Here is a 22701-nt window from a genome sequence, read left to right on the forward strand (position 1 = left end):
AATGGAGGATGCCCACTATGGCGAAAACCGTCCTTGTCATCAATTCGGGTTCCAGCTCGATCAAGTACCAGCTGGTCGACCTCGAGACCGGCGAAGGCCTCGCTTCCGGCCTCGTCGAGAAGATCGGCGAGCCGACCGACGGCCATTACAAGCATGAGTACAACGGTGAGAAGCATGAGCTCGAAGAGCCCATCCATGACCATGAGCAGGGTCTCAAGCGCGTGCTCGGCTTCTTCGAGCAGTACGGCCCGAAGCTTTCCGAGGCTGGCATCGTTGCTGTCGGCCACCGCGTGGTCCAGGGCGGCTACATCTTCCCGAAGCCGGCGCTGGTCACCGACAAGACCATCAACCAGGTCAAGGATCTCGCCGTGCTCGCCCCGCTGCACAACGGTCCGGAAGCCAAGGGCGCAGAAGTCATGCGCCAGCTGCTTCCTGACGTGCCGCAGGTCTTCGTGTTCGATTCCTCCTTCTTCTTCCAGCTGCCGGCCGAAGCCAGCACCTACGCTCTGAACAAGGACATCGCCGAGCAGTACCACATCCGTCGTTACGGCGCCCACGGCACCTCCCACGAGTATGTCGGCTCCGTCGTTCCTGAGGTAATCGGCAAGCCCGCCGAAGGCCTCAAGCAGATCGTCCTGCACATCGGCAACGGCGCTTCCGCTTCCGCACAGATTTCCGGCAAGCCGATTGACACCTCCATGGGCCTGACCCCGCTCGAAGGTCTTATGATGGGCGGCCGCACCGGCGATATCGATCCGGCTGCGGTCTTCCACCTGATTCGCAACGCTCACATGAGCGTTGACGAGCTGGACACCCTGTTCAACAAGCGTTCCGGCCTGACCGGCATGTGCGGCCACGCCGATATGCGTGAAGTCCACAAGCTCGTCGCCGCCGGCGATAAGGACGCTAAGCTCGCCCTTGACGTGTACGTGCACCGCATCATCAAGTACATCGGCGATTTCACCGCTCAGATGGGTGGCGTCGACGTGATCACCTTCACCGCCGGTGTCGGTGAGAACGATGAGATCGTGCGCAAGATGGTGTGCGATCGCCTCGCGCCGTTCGGCATCAAGCTCGACGAGGAGAAGAACAACACGCGCTCCAAGCAGCCGCGTGTCATCTCCACGCCGGACAGCTCCGTGGTCATCGCCGTCGTGCCGACCAACGAGGAGCTCGCCATCGCCCGCAAGTCCGCGACCATCGCCGCGGAAGGCAAGGATTCCTACGGCAACGAGTTCACCCGCTGAAGGTTCACCCGCTGAAGTAGGTTGTTGGCCTGACTGAAACGAGGGGCGGTGAGAATGTCGACACATCCTCACCGCCCCTCGCGCATATCCATCCGTAGTCGCTCTACGCCTCCGCAGCACCACACTGTCCCGCCCTGTCTCTGTTTCTGCCGACACTCAGCGTACCGTAAGCGTGGGTATTAGGTTGAAGACCTGTTTCTGCCGACGCTGAGAGTGCGACAAGCGTCGGTATTGAGCGACACTCTGCTTCTTACCGACGCTGAAATTACCGCAAGCATCGGCAGAAACAGAAGGTGCGACCACCGATGCGGCATGACTGCACATCCTGGGCGCCGCGTGCCCAGGATGTGCAGCTCCCAGCCACCACGATGCAATCAGCGTTGCGCCAGCATATCAGCCCACATGCCGGGGAAATCCGGAATCGTCTTGCGTGTGGTCGCGATGTTGCGGATTCCAATGCCCGGAATGGCAAGCCCAATCATGGCGGCGAATGTCGCCATACGATGATCAGCGTAGGTTTCCATAACCGCCGCATGCAAAGAGGTACGCGGCACTGCCCCGATGACCAACCCATCCGGCAATTCCTCGGCCTGGCCGCCGATCCGCCTGATCTCCGTAACCAAGGCGGCCAGACGATTTGTCTCATGGCCACGCAAATGCGCAATGCCATGGAATGCGGAAGGCGTACCGGCAAGCGCGGCAAGCGCGGCGATACTGGGCGCAATCTCCCCCGCAGCAGACAAATCAACATCCCCAAGCCCGGTGATGTCACCGTTTCCGGTCAATGCCAGCGTCCCCGACCGATGGGCATACCCGCGTGGATCGGCATCAGCCAGCCGTGAAGCCTCATCGAACGCCATGCCGTCAAGCGTGACGGTTGCGCCCATCTGCTGCAAAATCCCCGGAAGCAGTCCGCCGGGCTGGGTGGTCGCATACGGCCAGTTGGGAATCGAAACAGTTCCGGAGGCAATCATCGCCGCTCCTAAGAAGGGCGCGGCATTTGACAGGTCAGGTTCGACGGTGACACCGGCCGGCAGTGTGAGCGACGCCGGTTCCACCAGCCAATGCCCCGGCTGAGGCATACTGATATGCCCGCCCGCTGCCTCAACGTCGTGCATGGTCATGCGGATATGCGGCATGCTGGGCAGATGCTCCCCCGTGTGGGTGAGATCAAGCCCCCCGGCGAGCCGTGAACCGATGAGCAGCAAACCGGAGATGAACTGTGATGATGACGACGAGTCAATGGCGACACGCTGATGCTGTTCCCCAGTGCGCTGGTGTTGCGGCGGGGTGATGGTGAACGGCAGGTGCCCGGGCTCCCCTTCGTAATCAATCGTCGCGCCCAACTGGCCAAGCCCGTCAAGAATCGGTCCCATCGGCCGCTGATAGGCCTGCCGATCCCCGTCGAAGCGGACCGGCCCGTCGGCGAACAGGACAAGACCCGGCACGAACCGCATCACCGTACCGGCAAGCCCGCAATACACCGTGTCCGAACCGTGGAAACGCCCATCCGTCGGTGGTGTGACAGTGACCGTCGTCTCATCGTCGGATTCCACATCGCAGCGCACTCCGAGTGTGCGCAACGCGTCCATCATCAGCTCGGTATCGCGCGAGCGCAGCAACCCGCGCAGCGTGACCGGGGTTGTACCAAGTGCGGCGAGGATGAGGAAACGATTGGACAGAGATTTGCTGCCTGGAACCGTCACGGTGGCATGAATGGGTCGGGACGCCGCCGGCGCGGACCAAGGGTCAGGATATGCGTGTTCGGTCATGGACACCATAGTATCCGAGATGATGCATACGGCTGTGCGCCATTGCACAATGTGGGAGGGACACATGTGGGAGGAACACAGCCGTGTCGCGTTCGTCTCGGCTTTTGGTATAATGATTGATTGTGCCGTTTAGCACAACGGGCTGTAGCGCAGTTTGGTAGCGCGCCTGCTTTGGGAGCAGGATGTCGCAGGTTCGAATCCTGTCAGCCCGACCTTGAAAGCCGCAGAATCACAACGATTCCGCGGCTTCTTTTTTCTTCTGGCCCCGGGCATGCCACAGACGTGTGTCAATCGCGCACAACAATGCACCACCTGCCAACACAAGTGCGGGCATGAAGCTGTGCCTGTCCTCCCCCACAAACTGTCTATGCTGACAACGTTCCCAGCGTCACCAGTTTGAGTGGGTTCACCAACTGTATACGCTAACGCTGCTCCTGGCGTAACCAGTTTGGGTAAACCCACAAACTATCTACGTTAACACCGCTCCTGGCGTAACCAGTTTGGGCAAACCCACAAGCCAGCGACGCTAACGATCCCCTCAGCGTAACCAGTTTGGGTGGCATCACAAACAGCGATGCTGCCCCTCTATCTGTGGCGATACAATGGCAGCGGCAAGACACAGAGAGGAGAACGACGTGGGACGTAACCAACGGGCTGAATCGTCGGGACTGATTTCCTGTGTCGTGTGCGCGGTCATCGGATACTTCGCCATGACCATGTTCCGCGCCTACGCGCCCGCAATCTGGCAGCTGACCCAGCGCACATTCACCGCATGCTCGGGTATCGCCGCGGCATGCGCCATCGTATCGTTCATCATCGGGTACACGCATTTCTCCCGTTCGCTTCGTGAGAAACATCATTGGTATCTCGTCGTCCGCCGGCTTTTTGAAGTGCTCGCATTATCCGTCGTGTATGGATCCACGATTTTCCTCGCGACTTTCATGCTTCTCGACATGATCAATTCGCTGATGGGCAAAACCATGACCGGGTACCTGCCGGCGATCTGCGCGGCGATCTCAGGAATCGTCGGATATCTGACATTCGTGCAGGCGGAACTCATGAACGCGAAAACCCTGGCATCACTGCTGCCGTTCTTCATCATCTCCGGCGTAAGCACCGCAGGCTCAACCAGCGACGACCCATACTGGGCGAATAACAATTTCTCCCAGCTGGGCGACCGCACCACGTTCGCGGCACGCATGTTCAATTCCACACTGATGCTCGGCGGCATTTGCATTGTCATCATCAGCTATTTCGCCATCTCCGAACTAGTGGCGAACTATCGCCAACGCCTGCGCTGGCATGGCGATGAAACCAAACTCGGCGCAGGCCCCATCCCCCATTTCGTCGCACGCACCGCCCTGCTGAGCATCCTGCTGACCTTGGCTGGCATTGAATTCTTCGGCATCGGCATGTTCCGCTATACTCCGCATCCCATCCTGCATAACGTGTTCGCACGCAGCCTGCCCGGCGTGATGGGCATACTGCTGCTTGCTCTGCCTTGGCTCGCACCGCAGTTGTCGAAAGCCGTGTATGTGATTTCCGATCTCGCCATCGTGGTGTGCGCCTACACCGGCATCATCTGGCTGGAAGGCGAGAACACACTGACGAATGTCGAGGCATTCGCCGGATTGCTGTTCCTTGGATGGTTCGTGGTGTTCACCAGACAAATCGCCGCCATCGAAACCGACCGCATCCAAGACCAGCTGTTGCATGCTCAGTTTGATGTCGCGGCAAGCGACAACGACGCCGATGCGATGCGGACGGTACCGATCCCGGTCAACGTACCGGTCACGAGGCAATCGCGCAATGACGTGGATGCGGCCGAACCCGGTATGCCTGTCGTAGCATCTGCCGACAGAACAGCCGACGGCACGACAAGCAACACATCAGACGCTGAACATCAGGCCCGTTCACGCCGACCGCATTGGCTGCTTTGGCCACATTCGAAGCGTCACGCGACCATTGAGACGAAGCCTGTTGATTCATCGCTGGAATCCCGGCTTGCTTCCGACCAGTGATCGGGTCGGCGATAGGCAGTACCGACCAGCCGGCCCGTACAAACCGGTGACACGAGCAGCCGGCCCAGCGCAAACAGCTTGTAACGCTACACAAACTAGTGACGCCAGGAAGGCGATTTACGTAGACAGTTGGTATCCCCGTACAAACCGGTGACGCTGACAGCCGACCCAGCGTCACCGGTTTGTGTGGGCGAGTCAATCACTGCCAATCGACGAAAAATCATCGGGAATCCCTGAACAACCACGCGTTCAGAGAAGTTTCTTCAGAACAATTCCTCCTTCTCGGCATCGTCCACACTCATCAGCAGCAGGAAGCTGCGCGACTGCGCGGTGATATCAAAACCGGCCTCATAGCTGAGCTCTGGCCCCTTCGGATTATACGTATCAACGACCAGCTGCCACTTCTGCCCGTATTTCTCATCCGGAAGCGTGAACATAATCGGCTCATAGTGGGCATTGAAAATGAGAATGAAGTCATTGTCAACCATTTGGTTGCCGTACCAGTCACTCTCAGGAATATCCTTGCCGTTGAGGTACACCATCATCGACGAGGCATGCGTGTTCTGCCAATCATCCATATCCATGATCCGCCCAAGATGGTCGAACCATTCAACCTGCGGCACCGCATTCGCATCATCGCCCGGCGTGCGCCCCGTGAAGAACCGCCGACGGTGCAGCACCGGATGGTCAAGCCGCAGATGAATCATCTTGCTGACAAAACGCAACAGATCCCTCTGCGAATCATTGAGATTCCAATTGGTCCACGAAATCTCATTATCCTGACAATACGCGTTGTTGTTGCCCTGCTGAGTGCGCGCGACCTCGTCACCGCCGCAGATCATCGGAATGCCTTGGCTGACCAAGAGGGTTGCGAACATGTTGCGCATCTGCCGTTCACGCAGTTCGTTGACGTCACGGATGCTCGTCGGGCCTTCGACACCGCAGTTCCAGGAACGGTTGTTGCTTTCGCCGTCGCGATTGCCTTCACCGTTCGCTTCATTGTGCTTGTTGTTGTAGCTGACCAGATCGTTCATGGTGAAGCCGTCATGGGCGGTGATGAAATTCACCGAAGCGACCGGCCTGCGCCCGTTCTGCTCGTACAGATCCGAGCTGCCCATCAGGCGGCTTGCGAATTCAGGCAAGGTCGACGGCTGCGAACGCCAGAAATCACGGACACAATCGCGATACCGGCCGTTCCATTCGGACCAGCTGGACGGGAAGCCTCCGACCTGATAGCCGCCAGAGCCCAAATCCCACGGTTCGGCGATGAGTTTGACACGCGAAATGACCGGATCCTGTTCGACGATGTCGAAGAACGCCGAAAGCTTGTCAACCTCCTGGAACTGACGCGCGAGTGTCGCCGCCAAATCGAAACGGAACCCGTCCACATGCATTTCCGTGACCCAGTACCGCAGGCTGTCGGTAATCAGTCGCAGCGCGTACGGCGAGCGCATAAGCAGCGAGTTGCCGGTGCCCGTAGTGTCGAAGTAGTGGCGTTCGTCGCCGTCGACAAGTCGGTAGTAGGCTTTGTTGTCGATTCCGCGGAAGCTCAAGGTCGGCCCGTAGTTATTGCCTTCGGCCGTATGGTTGTATACGACGTCGAGGATGACTTCCATTCCCGCGTGGTGGTATGCCTTGACCATCGATTTGAATTCGTTGACTTGTTCGCCGCGCTCGCCTGAGCTGGAGTAAGAGTTCTGGGGGGCGAAGAACCCGATGGTGTTGTACCCCCAGTAGTTGCTCAGCCCTTTTTCTTGCAGGAACGAATCGTTGACGAACTGGTGGATCGGCATAAGCTCGATGGCGGTGACGCCCAGCTTCTTGAGATATTCGATGACGCCGGGGTATGCCAATCCTGCGTATGTGCCGCGAATGTCCGGAGGCACCATCGTGTTGAGGTTGGTCATGCCACGCACATGTGCCTCGTAAATCACCGAATCGTGGTATGGGATGAACGGGTGCTGGTCATTGCCCCAATCGAAGTAGGGGTTGATGACTGCGGCTTTCATCGTGTGCGCAGCTGAATCAAGCGTATTCATGCTATGCGTGTCATCGGGGTTGCGGAACCAATATGAGTACAGGCTTTCATCGCCGTCGATATTGCCTTCGATGGCCTTCGCATAGGGGTCGAGCAGCAGTTTGTTCGGGTTGCACCGCAGCCCGTGCTCGGGGTCGTACGGTCCGTAGACGCGATACCCGTAGCGTTGTCCGGGCTGGATGCCGGGAAGATAGTTGTGCCACACGTACGAGTTCTTCTCTGTCATCTCGACGCGTGTCTCATGGTCGTTCTCATCGAACAGGCACAGTTCGACTTTGTCTGCCACCTGTGAGAACAAGGCAAAATTCACGCCCGCGCCATCATAGCTTGCTCCGAGCGGAAACATGGAACCAGGTCTGATTTGCATGATTCCAGTATCTCACGTTTTGCCGCTTCATGCTCGAAGCCAAGCCCGCCGTGTGTTTATTCGCGGTTCGTCAGCCTTTCCCGTCTTGTGGCGGACGGACGATCATGCGGCTGTTCTGGTGCGACGCAGCATCTCATGCTGGATGGCGATGATGGCGTTGGATTCGGTCACCGGCGTGTCCAGGAGCTGCCGCCATGAGACCCACGCCGATTCGACATGCTCGTCCGCGTCGAAATGCCGGTCTTCACAATGCCAACGGTCAAGATGGATGACCATGATGTGCGCCAGCTCATCGGTCATGCCCTCGGAAGAGTAGAACGCTCCTACATGGTCGAAACGCGCGGATTGCGTGTCATCGGGAACGATGCCTGTTTCCTCGGACAGCTCACGCAAGGCGGCTTGTTCGGGGTCCTCCCCCGCATCCATAAGACCCGCGGGCAGTCCGTACGCGAAACGATGGGAACCGATGCGGTATTCGCGTTCGATCAGATAACGGTCGCCGGGCACATCATGGACCAGCATGACCACGCACGGAGCGTGTCGGATCAGTTGGCGGCGGATCCGTGCACGAGTGCCGTCAGTGGTCGGCAGATCGAGCACGATATCGTCGATGGCGAAAATCGGGCCTTCGAACACCGTCGTACGGCTGACTTCATGGACGGAACCGTTCATGTCGATGCCGTCCGACGAGCGGTCCAGCTGATGCAGCGTATCCTGAGGGTCTTGCACATCCTGCGGTTCCTGCGGTTCCTGTGGGCCTGTGATGTGCTGCGGCTGTGCTTGCCGCTGGTCAGGCCGCTGCACCCGCCGCGCTTCTTCGCTGTGTTCGAAACGCTTTTCCATATTGGTTTCCTCCTTGTGCCCGCCAAGCGGGCGGACTGCTCATGCCTGACAAGGGCGGATTGTGCGCCGGCGCATCGCGATGACAATCTCACACAGCCGGCGCTGACCGCGTTGAATGACGCGAAGGCTCACGCGATCAACGGATCACGAGATCCCACGGGTCGGTACGCATATTGATCCACTTCACTTCGGGCCGCTGGCCGGTACGCGCCGCAATCGCCGCGGGGACATCCTCCAACGCGTATCTGAACCACAGGGATTCAATCGCGGAATGCGGGGTGTTGATCAACGCCGGGCGCAGATGCCCGTCACCGTTGCCCGCATGCAGGCCGTGCTGTCTCAGTGATGCCTCCCAGCGCGCCTGCTCCAGCGCATCTGTCGCCGGATGGTGGCGCAAATCACTGGTGACATACACATCCGCCCCGCTGGCACGCACCGCGTCGAACATTGAATCGCCCGATCCAGGCAGGACAGCCACCGTGGACACCGGTGCGTCAAGCTCGCCGGCGACCTGGATACCATATTCGGTTTCAGGCAGCTTACGCGCCACAACCTGAGCAAAGTCACGCAACGGCATCGGCTCGGCAAGACGGCCCACACGCCCGATACCGACGGCATGCGGCGACTGCGGGTCATCAATCGGTTCAAGCGGCTGCAGATCGTGCAATCCGAACGCGTCGGCAGCCGCCTGTCCCACTCCGCGGAAGGCGGCATCCGCATTCGTATGCCCCACCCATAACGCGCAACCATGCCGGTACAATGCGCTGACGATCGCCCCATGGACTCCTGCGCCGGAGGTCTCATGCACCGCACGGAAGAACAACGGGTGATGGGTGACCAGCAGGTCGGCATGCCATCCGATCGCCTGTTCGATCACTGCATGCGTCGGATCCGCGGCGAAGGCGATCCGCGTGACCGGAGCGTCCAAATCACCGACGATCAGTCCCGGTGCGTCCCAAGATTCCGCGTATCGCAGCGGATACAAGGTTTCCAACGCATCCACGGCTTCCTGCAACTTCGGCATATGGTTCCTCGCTTCCCACTGTCGCCGGCAACAGCATGGCTGATGACTGTTGCCGGCGACAGTTCAGACTCAATGGGCGGCAAGCTGCCAGTCGGCACCGATACCGACCGACACGTCGAGCGGTACCGCCAACGTCACGGCATGCTCCATGGCATCGCTGACCAGCGCGGAGACCTGTTCCTCCTCGCCCGGCGCGATTTCCACAACAAGTTCGTCGTGGATCTGCAGAATGATCCTGCTGGCCACACCGGCGTTCCTGAGGGCTTGATCGGCGCGAATCATCGCGATTTTCATGATGTCAGCGGCAGAACCCTGGATGGGCGCGTTGAGCGCGGCACGTTCGGCGGCACTTCTTGTGCGCGCGTTGGAACTGGACAATCCCGGGAAATACCGGCGTCTGCCGAACAGTGTCTCGGTGTACCCCACCTTCCGCGCGTTGCCTACCAACGACTCAAGATAGTCATGCACCTTGCCGAACGTGGAGAAATACTTCTCTTTGAGCACGTCAGCCTCTGCCGGGCTGATATGCAGCTGTTGGGCGAGACCGTACGTACTCAAACCGTATGCCAAGCCGTAGCTCATCGCCTTGACATGGCTGCGCTGGTCCGGGGTGATGTCGTCGACCGGCACCTGATACACCAAGCTCGCCACGTATTTGTGGAAATCGGCGCCGGAACGGAACGCTTCGATCAGCGCCTCATCTCCGGACAGATCAGCCATGATACGCAGCTCGACCTGGGAATAATCGCAACTGAGCAGCGACGAAAAGCCCGGTCCCGGAACGAACGCGGAACGGATCTCCCGGCCCATCGCATTGCGATTCGGAATGTTCTGCAGATTCGGATCGACCGAGCTCAGGCGCCCTGTGGCGGCCACCGTCTGTTCAAACGTGGTGTGGATACGACTGTCACGAGCATTGGTCGCGTCGATGAGTGTCTGCACGATCTGCTTGAGCTTATTGGTCTCCCGGTGCCGCAGCAGGGCTCCCAGGAAATCATTCGCCTGCTCGTTGCCGTTCGCCGATTGCGCGTACAAGGCGGTCAGCGTCGCCGCATCCGTCTTGTACTGGCCGGATTTTGTCTTGCGCAGCGGTCTGAGCCCGAACTTGTCGAACAGCACACTGCCCAGCTGCTTGGGGCTTTGCAAGTTCACTTCGCTCCCGGCGGCGCGCCATGCGATCTCCTGGGCTTGCGCGGCATCGGCTGCGAACTGGTCGCGCATGCTCACCAGACGCGTCTGGTCGACACACGCCCCCGCGTCTTCCATCCGGTGCAGCACTTCGGAGACGGGCAACTCGAGGGAGCGCAACAGTCCATATTGTTCACGCTCGTCCAACGTCGCGGACAGCCGTACCGCGAGTTCTTTGATAGTCGCCAGTTTCGCGGCAACCGTCGCGTCATCATGCGACGGGGTGTCCAGCGCCTGATCGGAACCGTCCAAATCAAGCTCGCCTTGTGCCGGACGTTCCGGCTGGTCGATATGGATGTCTGCGAACCGGATCGCCGCCTGCTCAAGGGAATCTGGATGAAAGTCAGGAAGCACCAGATAGCACGCGAGCTTGGTGTCGAATGCCGGCCGACGCAAACGGATACCGATGCTCTCCAACAGATGCAGATGCTCTTTGTACCCATGGACGATCATCGTACCATGGTTGGCGTCAATGAACGCCTGAATCGCTTGCGCGACATCGGGGTCGAGGGGCGGGGTGAACGCCAAGGCCTCATCGTCCGCCAGCAAAGCGAGACCTGTGCAATGCGCCGCGCCGGGTTTGCTATCCCCGTCCGCGTAGAGCACCCAGCCATGGGCGACAGTTGGTACGCTCACAGCATGATGGTCGATCGCTATGCTCGACGTGGCAGTTGTTTCCGGCTGCGTTTGACGATCCGCTGATTCAGATGCGCGGGGCGTCTCAGACAAGACAGAGGTCTCAGGGGAATCAGGCGCGTCGACGACGGCCGGTTCCAGTGCGGATGCAGGTTGGGCTGACCGATCCGCAACAGGCAACGATTGCTCGCTGCCGGCAGCGGCAGCAGTGCCATGGTTCTTCTGGTACTGCCGCGCCCAGTGCTGAACTTGGCGCGCCGAACAATCCCTGGTCACGCTGACCGATTCACCGGGACGCTCATCCGTGTCACCGGAAGCAGTCTGAGAAGCTTCGGGCAACGCAGAGGATGGTGTCTTGCCGCCGCTGAACGCCTTGACGACCAGATTGCGTGTGCGGACGCCGAATTCAAGCTTCGAGAACAAGGTCGCCAGCTGTTCGCGATTCATCGGGCCGAAATCAAAGTCGTCCATGCCGACGCCAAGATCCAGATCACGCACCAGCGCATTGACTTTGCGGTTGAGCTTGACCTGATCGAGATTGTCGCGCAGCGCCTGGCCCTTTTTCCCGCCGATCTCGTCGGCATGCTCGATGATGCCTTGGAGCGAGCCGTATTGGCCGATCCACTTGGCGGCATAGCCGTCGCCGACGCCTGGCACGCCCGGGATATTATCAGCCGTTTCGCCGCGCAGTGCGGCAAGATCGGGGTACTGCTGCGGGGTGACGTGGTATTTCTCCTCCACCGCCTGCGGAGTCATGTGCTTGAGGTCTTTGAAATGATGGCCTGGGTACAGGACGGTGATCGAGTCGTCCACCAGTTGGAACGCATCTCGGTCGCCGGAGAGCACCAGAGTCCGGTACCGCTCATGTTCACCCATGGTCGCCAGAGTGCCGATAATGTCGTCGCCTTCAAAGCCCGGCTTTTCGATGTACGTGACACCGAGCGCCGCAAGCATCTCCTGGATGAGCGGCAGCTGGCTGAGCAGATCTTCCGGCGCAGCTTCACGCGTGCCCTTGTATTGGGGCAGCAAATCATTGCGGAATGTGCCGCCTTTGACGTCGAACGCGACCGCGAGTTTATCTGGGTGCTCGGTCTCGATGACCTGCGCGAGCATCTTGGCAAAGCCCCAGACCGCGTTCGTCGCTTGGCCGCTTGACGTTGAGAAGTTCTCGACGGGAAGCGCGAAATATGCGCGGAATGCAAGTGAGTGTCCGTCCACGACAAGCAAGGTGCCGCGGAAATCCTTCTCCGCGGCACCTTGTTGCGTATGCTGAGCTTGGGAATTATCGCTCATCAGCGGCTTCCGGCTTCGAATCGCCATACTTGGCGATGATGGCCATGGCGAGACGCTTCTTCGGGATGCGCTGATCCATGGATGTCTTTTGGATCCAGCGGAACGCCCCTTGCTCGGAGAAATCGGCCTTGTCCATGAGCAGACCCTTGGCGCGGTCGACGAGCTTGCGCTCTTCCAAGGATTCTTGCGCCTTCTTCAGCTTTTCTTCTGTGTCGCGCAACTGTTCACGGGTTTCGTTGAGCTCGTTTTCGCTGCGTTCCACGTTGTCGAGCAAATCGTTGATTTCCTGGAACCGCCCCATAGCGACTTCCAACGCCGGCAGCAGCTTGGATTCCTCATACGGCTTGGTCACATACGCCATAGCGCCGGCGCCAGTGGCCTGCTTCACCAGATCAGGCTGCGAGAACGCGGTGAGCATGACAACAGGGGCGATATTCTCGTCGCAGATGACACCCGCGGCGGTGATGCCGTCCATACGAGGCATCTTGACGTCCATGCAGACGACATCCGGACGATACTTGCGTGTCAGCTCGACTGCTTCTTCACCATTCGCCGCCTCACCGACAACCTCATACCCGTTGTCTTCGAGAATGGCGACCAAATCCATACGGTTGACGGACTCGTCCTCCGCGACCACCACCGTGCGCTTGCGATGCTCGTCCCCACGTGCATCAGCTTCCTGCTCGTCCTGCGGTGCAACAGGCTCGCCGGCGGCGACTGCCTTGAGCTCGTCCTCCGTCAACACCGGGGTGTCCGGTTGTGCCTGTCCCGTCTCGTTATTCGCAGTCATCCCTGCCTCTTTCCTAGATAATCAGGCGATCACGCCAAGACGCACCGCCCCGATGCCGAGACCGATACGTGCTGCGTCCCAGCGCCGACAACGGATGCCGCGCTGGAGCGACGGCATGCCATCGTCTCGCACAATCTGCCATCCTTGCTGTTAGCGATGATACCAGCAGACAAGGTCAAGGCAAGACTCTACATAGAGTTCGAGTCGCCGATCAGCGGCATGCCGCATGCTCGACACTCGAATAATCATCTCATTGCTGAACGCGGTGGCGTTGGTCGCAGATATGTGATACACTGTTATTTTGTTGCTTCAATACGGAGCACGCCCCTGTATCCCAATTGGTAGAGGAAGCAGCCTCAAAATCTGCACAGTGTGGGTTCGAGTCCCACCGGGGGCACCCATCAACCCGCCATCATCGGGCGTATAGGAAAAAACGTGGTGCTTTAGACTTCGTTTTTGGCTATCCGACGTGTCCTTTGCGGATGTGGAATCCAGTCTCGACGGCGGGGTCGTCCCTGTTGTATGACTGGATGCCGTTGTCGTAATCGCTCCCGGTTTCGGGTTCGTCCTGCACGGCCGGCGCATCCGTTCCGTGTTCCCCTCCGGTGCCCGGTATGAGCGTGTGCGGGTCGGGAGATCCGCTTTTCATGTAGCAGACCCATTCGGCGGCCCTTCTCATGTGTTCCTCGGTCAGGCCGTGATGGCGTGCAAGCGTGCGTTTGATCAGCGAGTTGACGCCGCCCTCGAGCCTGTTGGTGTTGCGCTCCACGGGCCCTTTCCCGAGAAGCGCCGGGTCGCAGAACGCGAACAGCCGCCCCTCGCGGAACAGTCGTTCCAGCCGCCTATAGCAGCGGCGGACATCGCCGTGGGTCCACCACCATTCCTGCCGGGTCGCCTTCGGGTTGGACGGGTCGTCCCGCGCGTGGGTGCGTTCCTCCAGGAACCCCTTCCACTTGCGGTGCCAGTCGTTCAATGCGCTGCCCCACGCCGCCGCCTGGCCGGCGTCCCGCACCTTCGTCAGCGCGTCGGAGAGCCGCCTGGGTTCCTTCCCCGCCTGCAGCCGGGGCCGTGATGTCAAGTCGGCACGCGTGTTGCGTTGCACGTGCACCAGGCAGCGTTGGATGCGGGTTCCCGGCCAGGCCCGGGCGCACGCCTTCTCGACGCCCCGCAGCCCGTCGCTGATCAACACGTCCGGCGCGGGGATGCGCGAGAACAGGTCCAGGTACGCGGCCGTGGACTCGTGCGAGCACCAGCTCCACGCGATGGTCTCGCCGGTCACCCCGTCGATGGCGATCAGCAGGCACCAGCCATGTGACATGTAGGTGCCGTCCGTCATCACCGTCCGGTGCCGGGACGGTGTCGCGCGCATCCGCGGGACGATATCCCAACACCATGAGGTGTGATTCCGGAAGGTTCTGCCGCCGGACGTATCCATGTCGCTCTGGAATCTCCCGTCCAGCAGCCAGGCGAGGAACTCGTCCAGTTGCGCAACGCGTCTGAGGTCGTCGCGCCGGACGGTGGTCCCCATGCGGCAGACCCCGCATTTCCATCGCTGGCTGCCGGCCGCGGTGCGTCCGTTCTTCTTCATCGGCGTGCCGCAGACAGGGCACCTGCGTGCTTTTCTTGATTTCGTCCTCATGCGATATATGCAACGACGACGGGCGGCACGACATCCCCGATAGGCGGGGATTAATAAGCGAATGATTAATCACCCCGCGACACACTTACTCCCGCAAAGGCTTGGCCGCATCATTAGCACCACGTTTTTTCCTATACGCCCATCATCGGCGGGTTTCTTCGTTTTTGGCGGTCTCCTCATTTTTCATGCCGGGACCGCCATCCCATACCAACTGTCTACGCAAATCACCCGCCCAGCGTCACCAGTTTGTATAACCCCACAACCCGCGCATGCAAAGCCAGAAGCCAGCGTCACCAGTTTGTGAGATTGTGACCCGACAATGAGGGTGACCAACACGTGAGTCGCTGCTTGTCCCTGCAACCTTCTACACCGACGCTCACACACCACTCAACGTCGGCAAACCCCCTGCCGATACTCACCGGCCGCTCAGTGTCGGCAGAAACAGAAGCCCAACCCTCCACCGACGCTCACAGGTGTCCCAGCGTCAGTACCACCTTCTGCCGACACTCACAGGACACCCAGCGTCGGCAGGAGCAGGGAACCATACTTAATGACGTACCCGGTCAAGCCGCGACATACCGGCACACAACAGGCGATTCATCTCCAATTCAATTCCATGACACCATCACCCCACCGAAATTCATGTCGACGTCAATCCCACTTCAATTCGCACGCATATAGTGCCTTCTGTCCATATAGACAAACAACAACAAACGAAAAACAAACTCAGGAAAGACTGGTACATATGATTTCCCTGCGTAAGGCAATCGCCATCCCCATGGCTGCGGTACTCGCCCTGTCCATGGCGGCATGCGGATCCTCTTCTTCCTCCGCCTCGTCATCAGGCAAGGCCGTGACGGTGAACGAGAAGTCCGCCAAGGCGACTTCACTCAAGGATTTCGGCACGATGGACGATCTGGTCGCCGCCGCCGAACAGGAGGGCGCGCTCAACGTCATCGCCCTGCCGCACGACTGGTCAGATTACGGCGAGGTCATCGCTGCATTCAAGAAGAAGTATCCGAAGATCAAGATCACCGAGCTCAACCCGAACGCATCCTCCAAAGAGGAGATTGACGCGGGCAAGACCAACAAGGGTACTGATGCCGCACCCGACGTCTACGATCTGGGTCTGGCCGTCGCATCGACCAACACCGATCAATTCGCCGCCTACAAAGTGCAGGCGTGGGACGATATCCCCGATTCCGTCAAGGATGCCGACGGCAAGTATGTCGCCGATTACACCGGCATCATGTCCATCGGTTGGAATGCCGACAAGTACGGCGATATCACCAAGTTGGACGATCTGCTTGACTCCAAGTTCGCCGGAACCGTCGCGCTCAACGGCAAGCCTGCAGAAGCGGGCGCCGCATTCAACGGGTTCCTGATGGCCAACCAGTTGTCCGGCGGCACGATCAAGAACCTGCAGCCCGGCCTTGACTTCTTCAAAAAGCTCAAGGAAGCCGGCAACCTCACCACAGTCGACGTCACCGACGGCACCATCGATTCCGGCCAGACCGGTGTGGTCTTCGACTGGACTTACAACCAGGCCTCCTACCAGAGCAGCCTGAAGAAGAAGGGCGTCACCTGGAAGTACAAGACCTTCAAGGATGCCCAAGTGGTCAGCTACTACAACCAGGCCATCAACGTGGACGCTCCGCACCCAGCCGCAGCCCGCCTGTGGGAAGAGTTCCTGTACACTGCCGACGCGCAGAACCTGTGGCTCAAGGGCGGCGCCAACCCTGTCCTGCTTGATGCGATGGAGAAGGCCGGCACGGTCGACAAGAACGCGCTAAAGTCCGCCACCACCATCGAGGGCGACCCGGTCACCTACACCAATTCCGATTCCACCCGTATCACCACCTGGCTCCAGAACAACTGGGATTCAGCCATCGGTAACTGATTCATTCGAGGCGTCGCACCACCGACCGGCAGACGCAGCGGGCAGGAGCATTCCCACGCTGCAGTATGCCGCAACCGTGATGCGGCGCCTCGACTTCTATGAGAAAGCGCATGTCCTCAATGACTGCAGCAATCCAACGGCAACACCCCGCTGACTTAGTCACCAACCATAGCCTGACACCGGCGGGGCCTTCCGCATCTTCACATCTGTCCATCGCAGCCCGGCACCGCAAGCAGCCCGGCACCTACGCGGTATCGATTCCGTTCTTCGCATATACCGCATGCTTCCTGCTCGCACCGACCGTCATCGTTATCGTCGGCGCGTTCCGCACATCACGCGGCGGATTCACGCTCGCCAACTTCAGCAAACTGTTCGAAGCGAATACCCTCTCCGCATTCGCCACATCACTGCTGGTCTCCGCGCTGTCCGCGCTCATCGGAGCCGTGGTCGGCGCCGCGGCGGCATACGCCTTGACCATCGGCGCCAAACCGAACGGGACACTGCGCCGCATCGTGTCCGCGGTATCCTCGGTGCTCGCACAATTCGGCGGGGTTATGCTCGCGTTCGCCTTCATCGCGACCATCGGCATCAACGGCGTATGCACCATGCTGATCCGTCAGCTGACCGGTCAGACCGTCAATCCGAACTGGCTGAGCACGTTGCCTGGACTCATCACCATCTACTGCTATTTCCAGATTCCCCTCATGATTATCATCTTCCTGCCTGCAGTCGATTCGATTCGACCGCAATGGCGTGAGGCGACAGAGAATCTCGGCGGCACCACATGGCAGTATTGGACCCGCGTCGCCGGTCCGATTCTCGCTCCGCGCTTCATTTCCGCGCTTCTGCTGTTGTTTGCCAACGCGTTCTCCGCGTACGCCACGGCCGCAGCCTTGTTCTCCCAGCGTTCCATTCTCGTCCCGCTGATGATTCAAGGCGCGATGCGCAACGAGATGGATCCGAATCAGCAAGGATTCGCTCAGGTGCTCGCCTTTGCGATGATCATCGTTGTGGCTTTGGTGATGGTCCTCAGCCACGCCGTAGAAAAGAGGGCCGGACGTTGACAGTGAACACCATCAATACCGACGGCAGTGCAACAGCGTTGTCCGCGCAAGCCGATATGCCGCCGCAGTTGCGAGCCGCACGCATACACAAGCAGCGCATCATCAAAACCGTGATTCTCGCCGTGACCTTGCTCTTCCTCGGCGTTCCGCTGCTGTGCATGCTGATTTTCACACTGCGGCATCCACTATCCGGGCGCTGGAGTCTCGACCCGTGGAAGGCGATCTTCACCGGTGACGGAAGCTCACTGGGAGCGGACTTGTCCACGCTCTGGTCCGGATTGGGTACATCACTCGCCCTGTGCGTGGTAACCGTTATCATCATGCTGATACTGCTCGTGCCGGTGATGGTCATCGCGCATATTCGTTCACGCCGCTTGGAACGGGTGATTGAATGGGTGGCAACACTGCCCTTGACCATCCCCGCCATCGTGCTCGTCGTTGGCCTGGGACCCATCTACCGCTGGCTGTCCGCCGATGTCTTGAACACGAATCCAATCTGGCTGTGCTTCGCTTACGCGATCCTCGTGATGCCGTATGCGTTCCGCGCGATCGCGGTCGGACTCAACTCGATTGACGTGCCCACGCTCTGCGAAGCGGCACGCTCTCTGGGCGCTTCATGGCCGCGTGTGTTCTTCCGCGTGCTCATGCCCAACCTTTGGCAGTCCATCCTGTCGGCATCATTCATCTCCATTTCCGTGGTACTCGGCGAATACACAGTGGCCTCGCTGCTGGGACGCATGAATCTGCAAGTCGCCCTGTACCAGCTGGGACAGTCCAATTCCCAGATTTCCACTGCGATGTCACTGCTCGCGCTGCTCTTCGGCGTGCTGCTACTCGTCTCGCTTGACCTCATCTCCGGCGCCATGCGCCGTTCCAAGGAGGAACACTGATATGTCCTTGATCCAAGGCAATACCATGGCATCCCATTCGGATGCAACAACCGACGCCAACGCCGCTTCAGGAAGCGTCACGCAAGCCGCCCAAGCCGTGCTCGCGCAATCCACCCAACGCGGCGGCGGCGTGCAGATGCTCGGCATCGATAAAATCTACCCCGGTTCGAATTCAAAGGCGCTCAACGATTTCAACCTGGAAGTCAAACCAGGCGAAATGGTCGTCCTGCTGGGAGGTTCCGGATGCGGAAAATCAACCGCACTGCGATCGCTTGCCGGTCTTGAGGACATTCAGCGCGGTCGGATCCTCGTCGGCGGGCAGGATATGACGGCCGTGCCGGCGAACAAGCGTGGTATGGCGATGGTATTCCAAGCGTATTCACTGTTCCCCCACATGAGCGCTCTGGAAAACGTGGAATTCGGCCTCGAAATCCGCGGCGTGGCTAGCGCCGAACGGCGCAAGCTTGCCATGGAGAAACTCGATCTGGTCGGGCTTGCCGATCAAGCGGGCAAATACACGCAGCAGATGTCCGGAGGCCAGCAGCAGCGTGTCGCGCTCGCCCGAGCCCTCGCCATCAATCCTAAGGTGCTCCTGCTCGACGAACCGCTTTCGGCATTGGATGCGAAAGTGCGTGTGCAGCTGCGCGACGAAATCAGGCGCATCCAGCTCGAAGCCGGTACGACGACCGTATTCGTCACGCACGATCAGGAGGAAGCTTTGGCGATCGCCGATCGCATCGGCGTGATGAATCACGGACGGATCGAGCAGATCGCCGATCCGGTAAGCCTGTACCGTGAGCCGGCGACCGAATACGTTGCCACCTTCATCGGCTTGACCAACCGGCTTCCCGGCCATGCAAACGGCGCGGAGGCCGAGGTCTTCGGTCAGCGTATCCCCCTGCTCGAAGGTTCCCGCACCGGCGATGTCACCGTGCTTGTGCGCCCGGAGAATATCTCGCTGATTCCTGCCGGTGCCGACGCAGACGCGCCGAAGGCTGCGCGAGACGGTTTGACCGGTCCTGAGGCACGGGTCAACGTCATCCACTTCCTGGGCGCTCTGGTCCGCGTGGATGCCGTACTGACTGCCACCGGCACGCCATTGACGATTCAGCTGCCCGCCAGCGAACTGCCCGCTTCGCTCAAGAGCGGCTCCATGGTGCAGGTCGCACCGCGACCGGTACCTGCACTCGCCGTATAAATCGCCCAATAATCAGGCCAATAATCACCAAACACTTCAGTGAGAGAGCCCAGCAGCGCTAACCGACGGCTTCGCCCGGTTCGCGCTGCTGGGCTTCGTCGTATCCGGTGTCTGCCTGACGAGCCGAACCATTGCGTTTTCGACGCACAACGCAGTCCGGCGCCTGGTTCACCTGCATCCGCCGGACAGTCCAGCAGGTAGTTCACTACAAGCCGAATCCCGCTCCGAAAGCGGATGTATCCGGCGACAGCGCACCTCAACAGCGTAGAATACGATATATGCACCCACCGCTTCATGCGGGTATCAAGGAGGAACAATGAGCGAGACAACCTTCCGCAAGTTCGATCCATGGCGTCCTGCCCCGGTCAAAGAAGAATCGCGTCGGCAAGTCATGCAAAGCCACTATTTCAATGTGGACCAGGTATCATTTGATTCCTCGAAAGTCGGGCATTTCGAACGGTTCATCGTCGAAGAAAACAACGGCGACACCGTCGGCATCATCGCATTGACGGATGACGGGCTGATTCCGCTCGTCGAACAGTATCGCCTGCCTACGCACCGCTGGACTTTGGAAATCCCTGCCGGGCACGCCGCCAATTCAAACGAGCGTCCCCATGATGTCGCCGTACGCAAATTGCGCGAAGAGGCCGGGTATGAAGCCAAGGAATTCGTGCAGATCGTACGGTTCATCAACACCCCCAGCTTCTCTACGCAGCATACGGCGGTGTTCTTCGCTTCAGGCCTGACGGCGGTGGAACGTGGAGAGCTCGGGCCGGAAACCCCGCGTCCGGATGTCCGCCTCATCACCCCCGAGGAGGCTTCGGATATGATCCTCAACGGCACGATTGTCGATGCGAAGACAATCATCGCCATCATGCGGCTGCGCGAACATCTTGAAGCCGAACACGCAGAACATGCAGGTGCCCATCCGCGTCTGATTCAGCGTATCGCCAAGGCGCGCGCGGAGCGTAAAGCCAAGTAACCGCAATACACATGAACGCAGTTGGCCTCCCACACACATGTGGGAGGCCAACTGCGTTTGCAATCTTATGAACAAGCGTCATTCAACCGACGATGCGGAAGAATGACAGATTGCGGGAGTTGAGTGGACCCCAACCCCCGCAAAGCAATGTCAGTCGCAAGCGCCGACCGTGTGCACGTAGATGGAATCCGTGCTGCCCGGGCGATGCTCACCCTGGGCGGAGCTCAGCACCACGATACGATCGCCATCAGCGACCTTGCCAGCAGCGCGCAGCACCTTGTCGGTGAACACCATCAAATCGCTGCGGTTCTTGTCGTGATAATCCTCGTCCAGCAGGAAGGCTTCGGTACCCCAGCTCAGAGCCAGCCAGTGGTAGGTGTGCTCGTTGGTGGTCAGGCCGTAAATCGGAGCGGCCGGACGTTCGCGGGACACGCGATGCACGGTGTTGCCGGTCTGGGTGTAGGCGACGATGGCCTTCGCGTTGACCTTCTCAGCGAGGTCAACAGCAGCGGAGGAAACCGCACCGCTGTTGGACATGTCGAGGTTCTTCAGCGCCGGGATACGGTCGAAACCGTGCTCGGTGGCGTAACCGGAGATACGGGCCATGGTCTTGACCGTATCGGTCGGATACTCGCCGACAGCGGTTTCGTTGGAGGTCATGGTCGCATCGGCGCCGTCAAGCACCGCGTTGGCGCAATCGGAAGCCTCAGCGCGGGACGGAACCGGGGAATGCACCATGGAGCCGAGCACTTCGGTTGCCACGATGACCGGCTTCGCATACTGGCGAGCCAGCTCGATGCAGCGCTTGGTGACCAGCGGGACCTCTTCGAACGGCATCTCGACGGCCATATCGCCACGGGCGACCATGATGCCGTCGAAGGTCTTCACGATCTCTTCGAGGTTCTCGACAGCCTGCGGCTTCTCGATCTTCGCGACGATCGGGATGCGACGGCCTTCCTCGTCCATGATTTCGTGAGCGCGGTCGATATCGGTCGCGAAACGCACGAAGGACATGGCGATGATATCGGCGCCGGTGCGGATGGCCCAACGCAGATCGGCCTCATCCTTCTCGGTGAGGGCCGGCAGCGACACGGCGACGCCCGGAAGGTTGATGCCCTTGTGGCTGGACACCGGTCCGGCGACAACAACCTTGGTGTACACGTTGTTGCCTTCGACCTTGGTGACCTCGAGACGGACCTTGCCGTCATCGATCAGAATCGGATCGCCAGGATGGCAATCGCCGGGCAGACCCTTGAAGGTGGTGGAGGTGATGTGCTCGTCGCCTTCGATGTCATCGGTGGTGATGATGAACTCCTGGCCTTCGGTCAGCTGCACCTTGTCTTCGCCTTCGGCGTTCTTCTTGAACCAACCGCAACGAATCTTCGGACCCTGCAGGTCGACGAGCGCCGCGACGTTGCGACCAGTCGCCTTGGAAGCCGCACGCACGTTGTTGTAGACCTTGAGGTGATCCTCAGGAGTGCCGTGGGAGCGGTTGAGACGCGCGACGTCCATACCGGCTTCGACGAGCTTGGTGATGCCTTCGAGGGACTCGGTGGCTGGACCGATCGTATCGACGATCTTTGCTTTACGCATGAATACCTGCCTCTGTTTCAACTTGCTTTTCTATTGAACAGGTGAGAATCCTGTTTCCGATGGATAGTCTACTCGGTTCCCTCACCATCCGCCAACCATTCAGGCAACAGTGTTGTGAACGCTCACAACGGCTTCATTTCGCGTTCATCACCGGTATGCCCGTATGTCACCGCGATGCAATCTGAACCGTCGGCAGACGTTGGCAGACGCTGACAA

15 protein-coding genes and 2 tRNA genes are annotated in these 22701 nt (G+C 59.7%); 9 read left to right on the forward strand and 8 right to left on the reverse strand.

Features of this window, described 5'->3' with window-relative positions; genetic code table 11:
- The first annotated feature begins 17 nt into the window (after positions 1-17).
- Positions 18-1247, forward strand: a complete 1230-nt coding sequence (locus DSM100238_RS05815; RefSeq protein ID WP_152355743.1) for an acetate/propionate family kinase — start codon at positions 18-20, stop codon at positions 1245-1247.
- Between the two features lie 374 nt (positions 1248-1621).
- Here the strand turns inward: DSM100238_RS05815 and aroA are convergent, their stop codons facing one another.
- Positions 1622-3019 carry a 3-phosphoshikimate 1-carboxyvinyltransferase gene (gene aroA, locus DSM100238_RS05820; protein WP_152355744.1) on the reverse strand — a complete coding sequence of 466 codons (1398 nt, stop codon included), beginning with the start codon at positions 3017-3019 and terminating at the stop codon, positions 1622-1624.
- Between the two features lie 138 nt (positions 3020-3157).
- Here aroA and DSM100238_RS05825 point away from each other — a divergent pair.
- A tRNA-Pro gene (locus DSM100238_RS05825) sits at positions 3158-3231 on the forward strand.
- 423 nt (positions 3232-3654) lie between these two features.
- Positions 3655-5040 (forward strand): ABC transporter permease, encoded by a 1386-nt coding sequence (locus DSM100238_RS05830; protein ID WP_152355745.1) that lies wholly within the window; start codon positions 3655-3657, stop codon positions 5038-5040.
- A gap of 263 nt (positions 5041-5303) precedes the next feature.
- On the opposite strand, the gene glgX is transcribed toward DSM100238_RS05830, so the two are convergent.
- From glgX to DSM100238_RS05855, 5 genes are all read right to left on the reverse strand, one after another.
- Entirely contained in the window at positions 5304-7424 is a 2121-nt protein-coding gene (glgX, locus tag DSM100238_RS05835) for a glycogen debranching protein GlgX (protein WP_167511071.1), read from the reverse strand.
- 123 nt (positions 7425-7547) lie between these two features.
- Positions 7548-8117 carry an NUDIX hydrolase gene (locus tag DSM100238_RS05840; RefSeq protein ID WP_167511072.1) on the reverse strand — a complete coding sequence of 190 codons (570 nt, stop codon included), beginning with the start codon at positions 8115-8117 and terminating at the stop codon, positions 7548-7550.
- Positions 8118-8424: 307 nt separating this feature from the next.
- Positions 8425-9312: a Nif3-like dinuclear metal center hexameric protein gene (locus tag DSM100238_RS05845; protein ID WP_152355748.1), complete on the reverse strand. Its 888-nt coding sequence runs from the start codon at positions 9310-9312 to the stop codon at positions 8425-8427.
- Positions 9313-9381: 69 nt separating this feature from the next.
- Positions 9382-12429 (reverse strand): DNA polymerase I, encoded by a 3048-nt coding sequence (polA, locus tag DSM100238_RS05850; RefSeq protein ID WP_152355749.1) that lies wholly within the window; start codon positions 12427-12429, stop codon positions 9382-9384.
- Positions 12419-13219 (reverse strand): ANTAR domain-containing response regulator, encoded by an 801-nt coding sequence (locus DSM100238_RS05855; RefSeq protein WP_152355750.1) that lies wholly within the window; start codon positions 13217-13219, stop codon positions 12419-12421. Before DSM100238_RS05855 ends, polA begins: the two co-directional genes overlap by 11 nt.
- Positions 13220-13542: 323 nt before the next feature.
- Here DSM100238_RS05855 and DSM100238_RS05860 point away from each other — a divergent pair.
- Positions 13543-13616, forward strand: a tRNA-Leu gene (locus tag DSM100238_RS05860).
- Between the two features lie 63 nt (positions 13617-13679).
- Here DSM100238_RS05860 and DSM100238_RS05865 read toward each other — a convergent pair.
- Complete coding sequence (locus DSM100238_RS05865; RefSeq protein ID WP_152355751.1) at positions 13680-14858, reverse strand: IS1249 family transposase; 1179 nt, start codon at positions 14856-14858, stop codon at positions 13680-13682.
- Positions 14859-15603: 745 nt separating this feature from the next.
- On the opposite strand from DSM100238_RS05865, the gene DSM100238_RS05870 reads away from it, so the two are divergent.
- The 5 genes from DSM100238_RS05870 to DSM100238_RS05890 all read left to right on the forward strand — a co-directional run bounded on the left by DSM100238_RS05870 (position 15604) and on the right by DSM100238_RS05890 (position 20892).
- Positions 15604-16758, forward strand: coding sequence for an ABC transporter substrate-binding protein (locus DSM100238_RS05870; RefSeq protein ID WP_152355752.1), 1155 nt, complete (start codon positions 15604-15606; stop codon positions 16756-16758).
- Positions 16759-16877: 119 nt separating this feature from the next.
- Positions 16878-17822, forward strand: coding sequence for an ABC transporter permease (locus tag DSM100238_RS05875; protein WP_205730696.1), 945 nt, complete (start codon positions 16878-16880; stop codon positions 17820-17822).
- 56 nt (positions 17823-17878) lie between these two features.
- On the forward strand, positions 17879-18712 hold the full coding sequence (locus tag DSM100238_RS05880) for an ABC transporter permease (protein WP_152355792.1): 834 nt from the start codon (positions 17879-17881) through the stop codon (positions 18710-18712).
- 25 nt (positions 18713-18737) lie between these two features.
- Positions 18738-19910 carry an ABC transporter ATP-binding protein gene (locus DSM100238_RS05885; RefSeq protein ID WP_240812380.1) on the forward strand — a complete coding sequence of 391 codons (1173 nt, stop codon included), beginning with the start codon at positions 18738-18740 and terminating at the stop codon, positions 19908-19910.
- Between the two features lie 316 nt (positions 19911-20226).
- Positions 20227-20892 (forward strand): NUDIX domain-containing protein, encoded by a 666-nt coding sequence (locus DSM100238_RS05890; RefSeq protein ID WP_152355754.1) that lies wholly within the window; start codon positions 20227-20229, stop codon positions 20890-20892.
- A 150-nt stretch (positions 20893-21042) separates the two neighbouring features.
- Here the strand turns inward: DSM100238_RS05890 and pyk are convergent, their stop codons facing one another.
- Positions 21043-22485 (reverse strand): pyruvate kinase, encoded by a 1443-nt coding sequence (gene pyk, locus DSM100238_RS05895; RefSeq protein WP_152355755.1) that lies wholly within the window; start codon positions 22483-22485, stop codon positions 21043-21045.
- Between the last annotated feature and the right edge of the window lie 216 nt (positions 22486-22701).

Source organism: Bifidobacterium apri (assembly GCF_009299485.1).
In the GTDB taxonomy this organism is placed as follows: domain Bacteria; phylum Actinomycetota; class Actinomycetes; order Actinomycetales; family Bifidobacteriaceae; genus Bifidobacterium; species Bifidobacterium apri.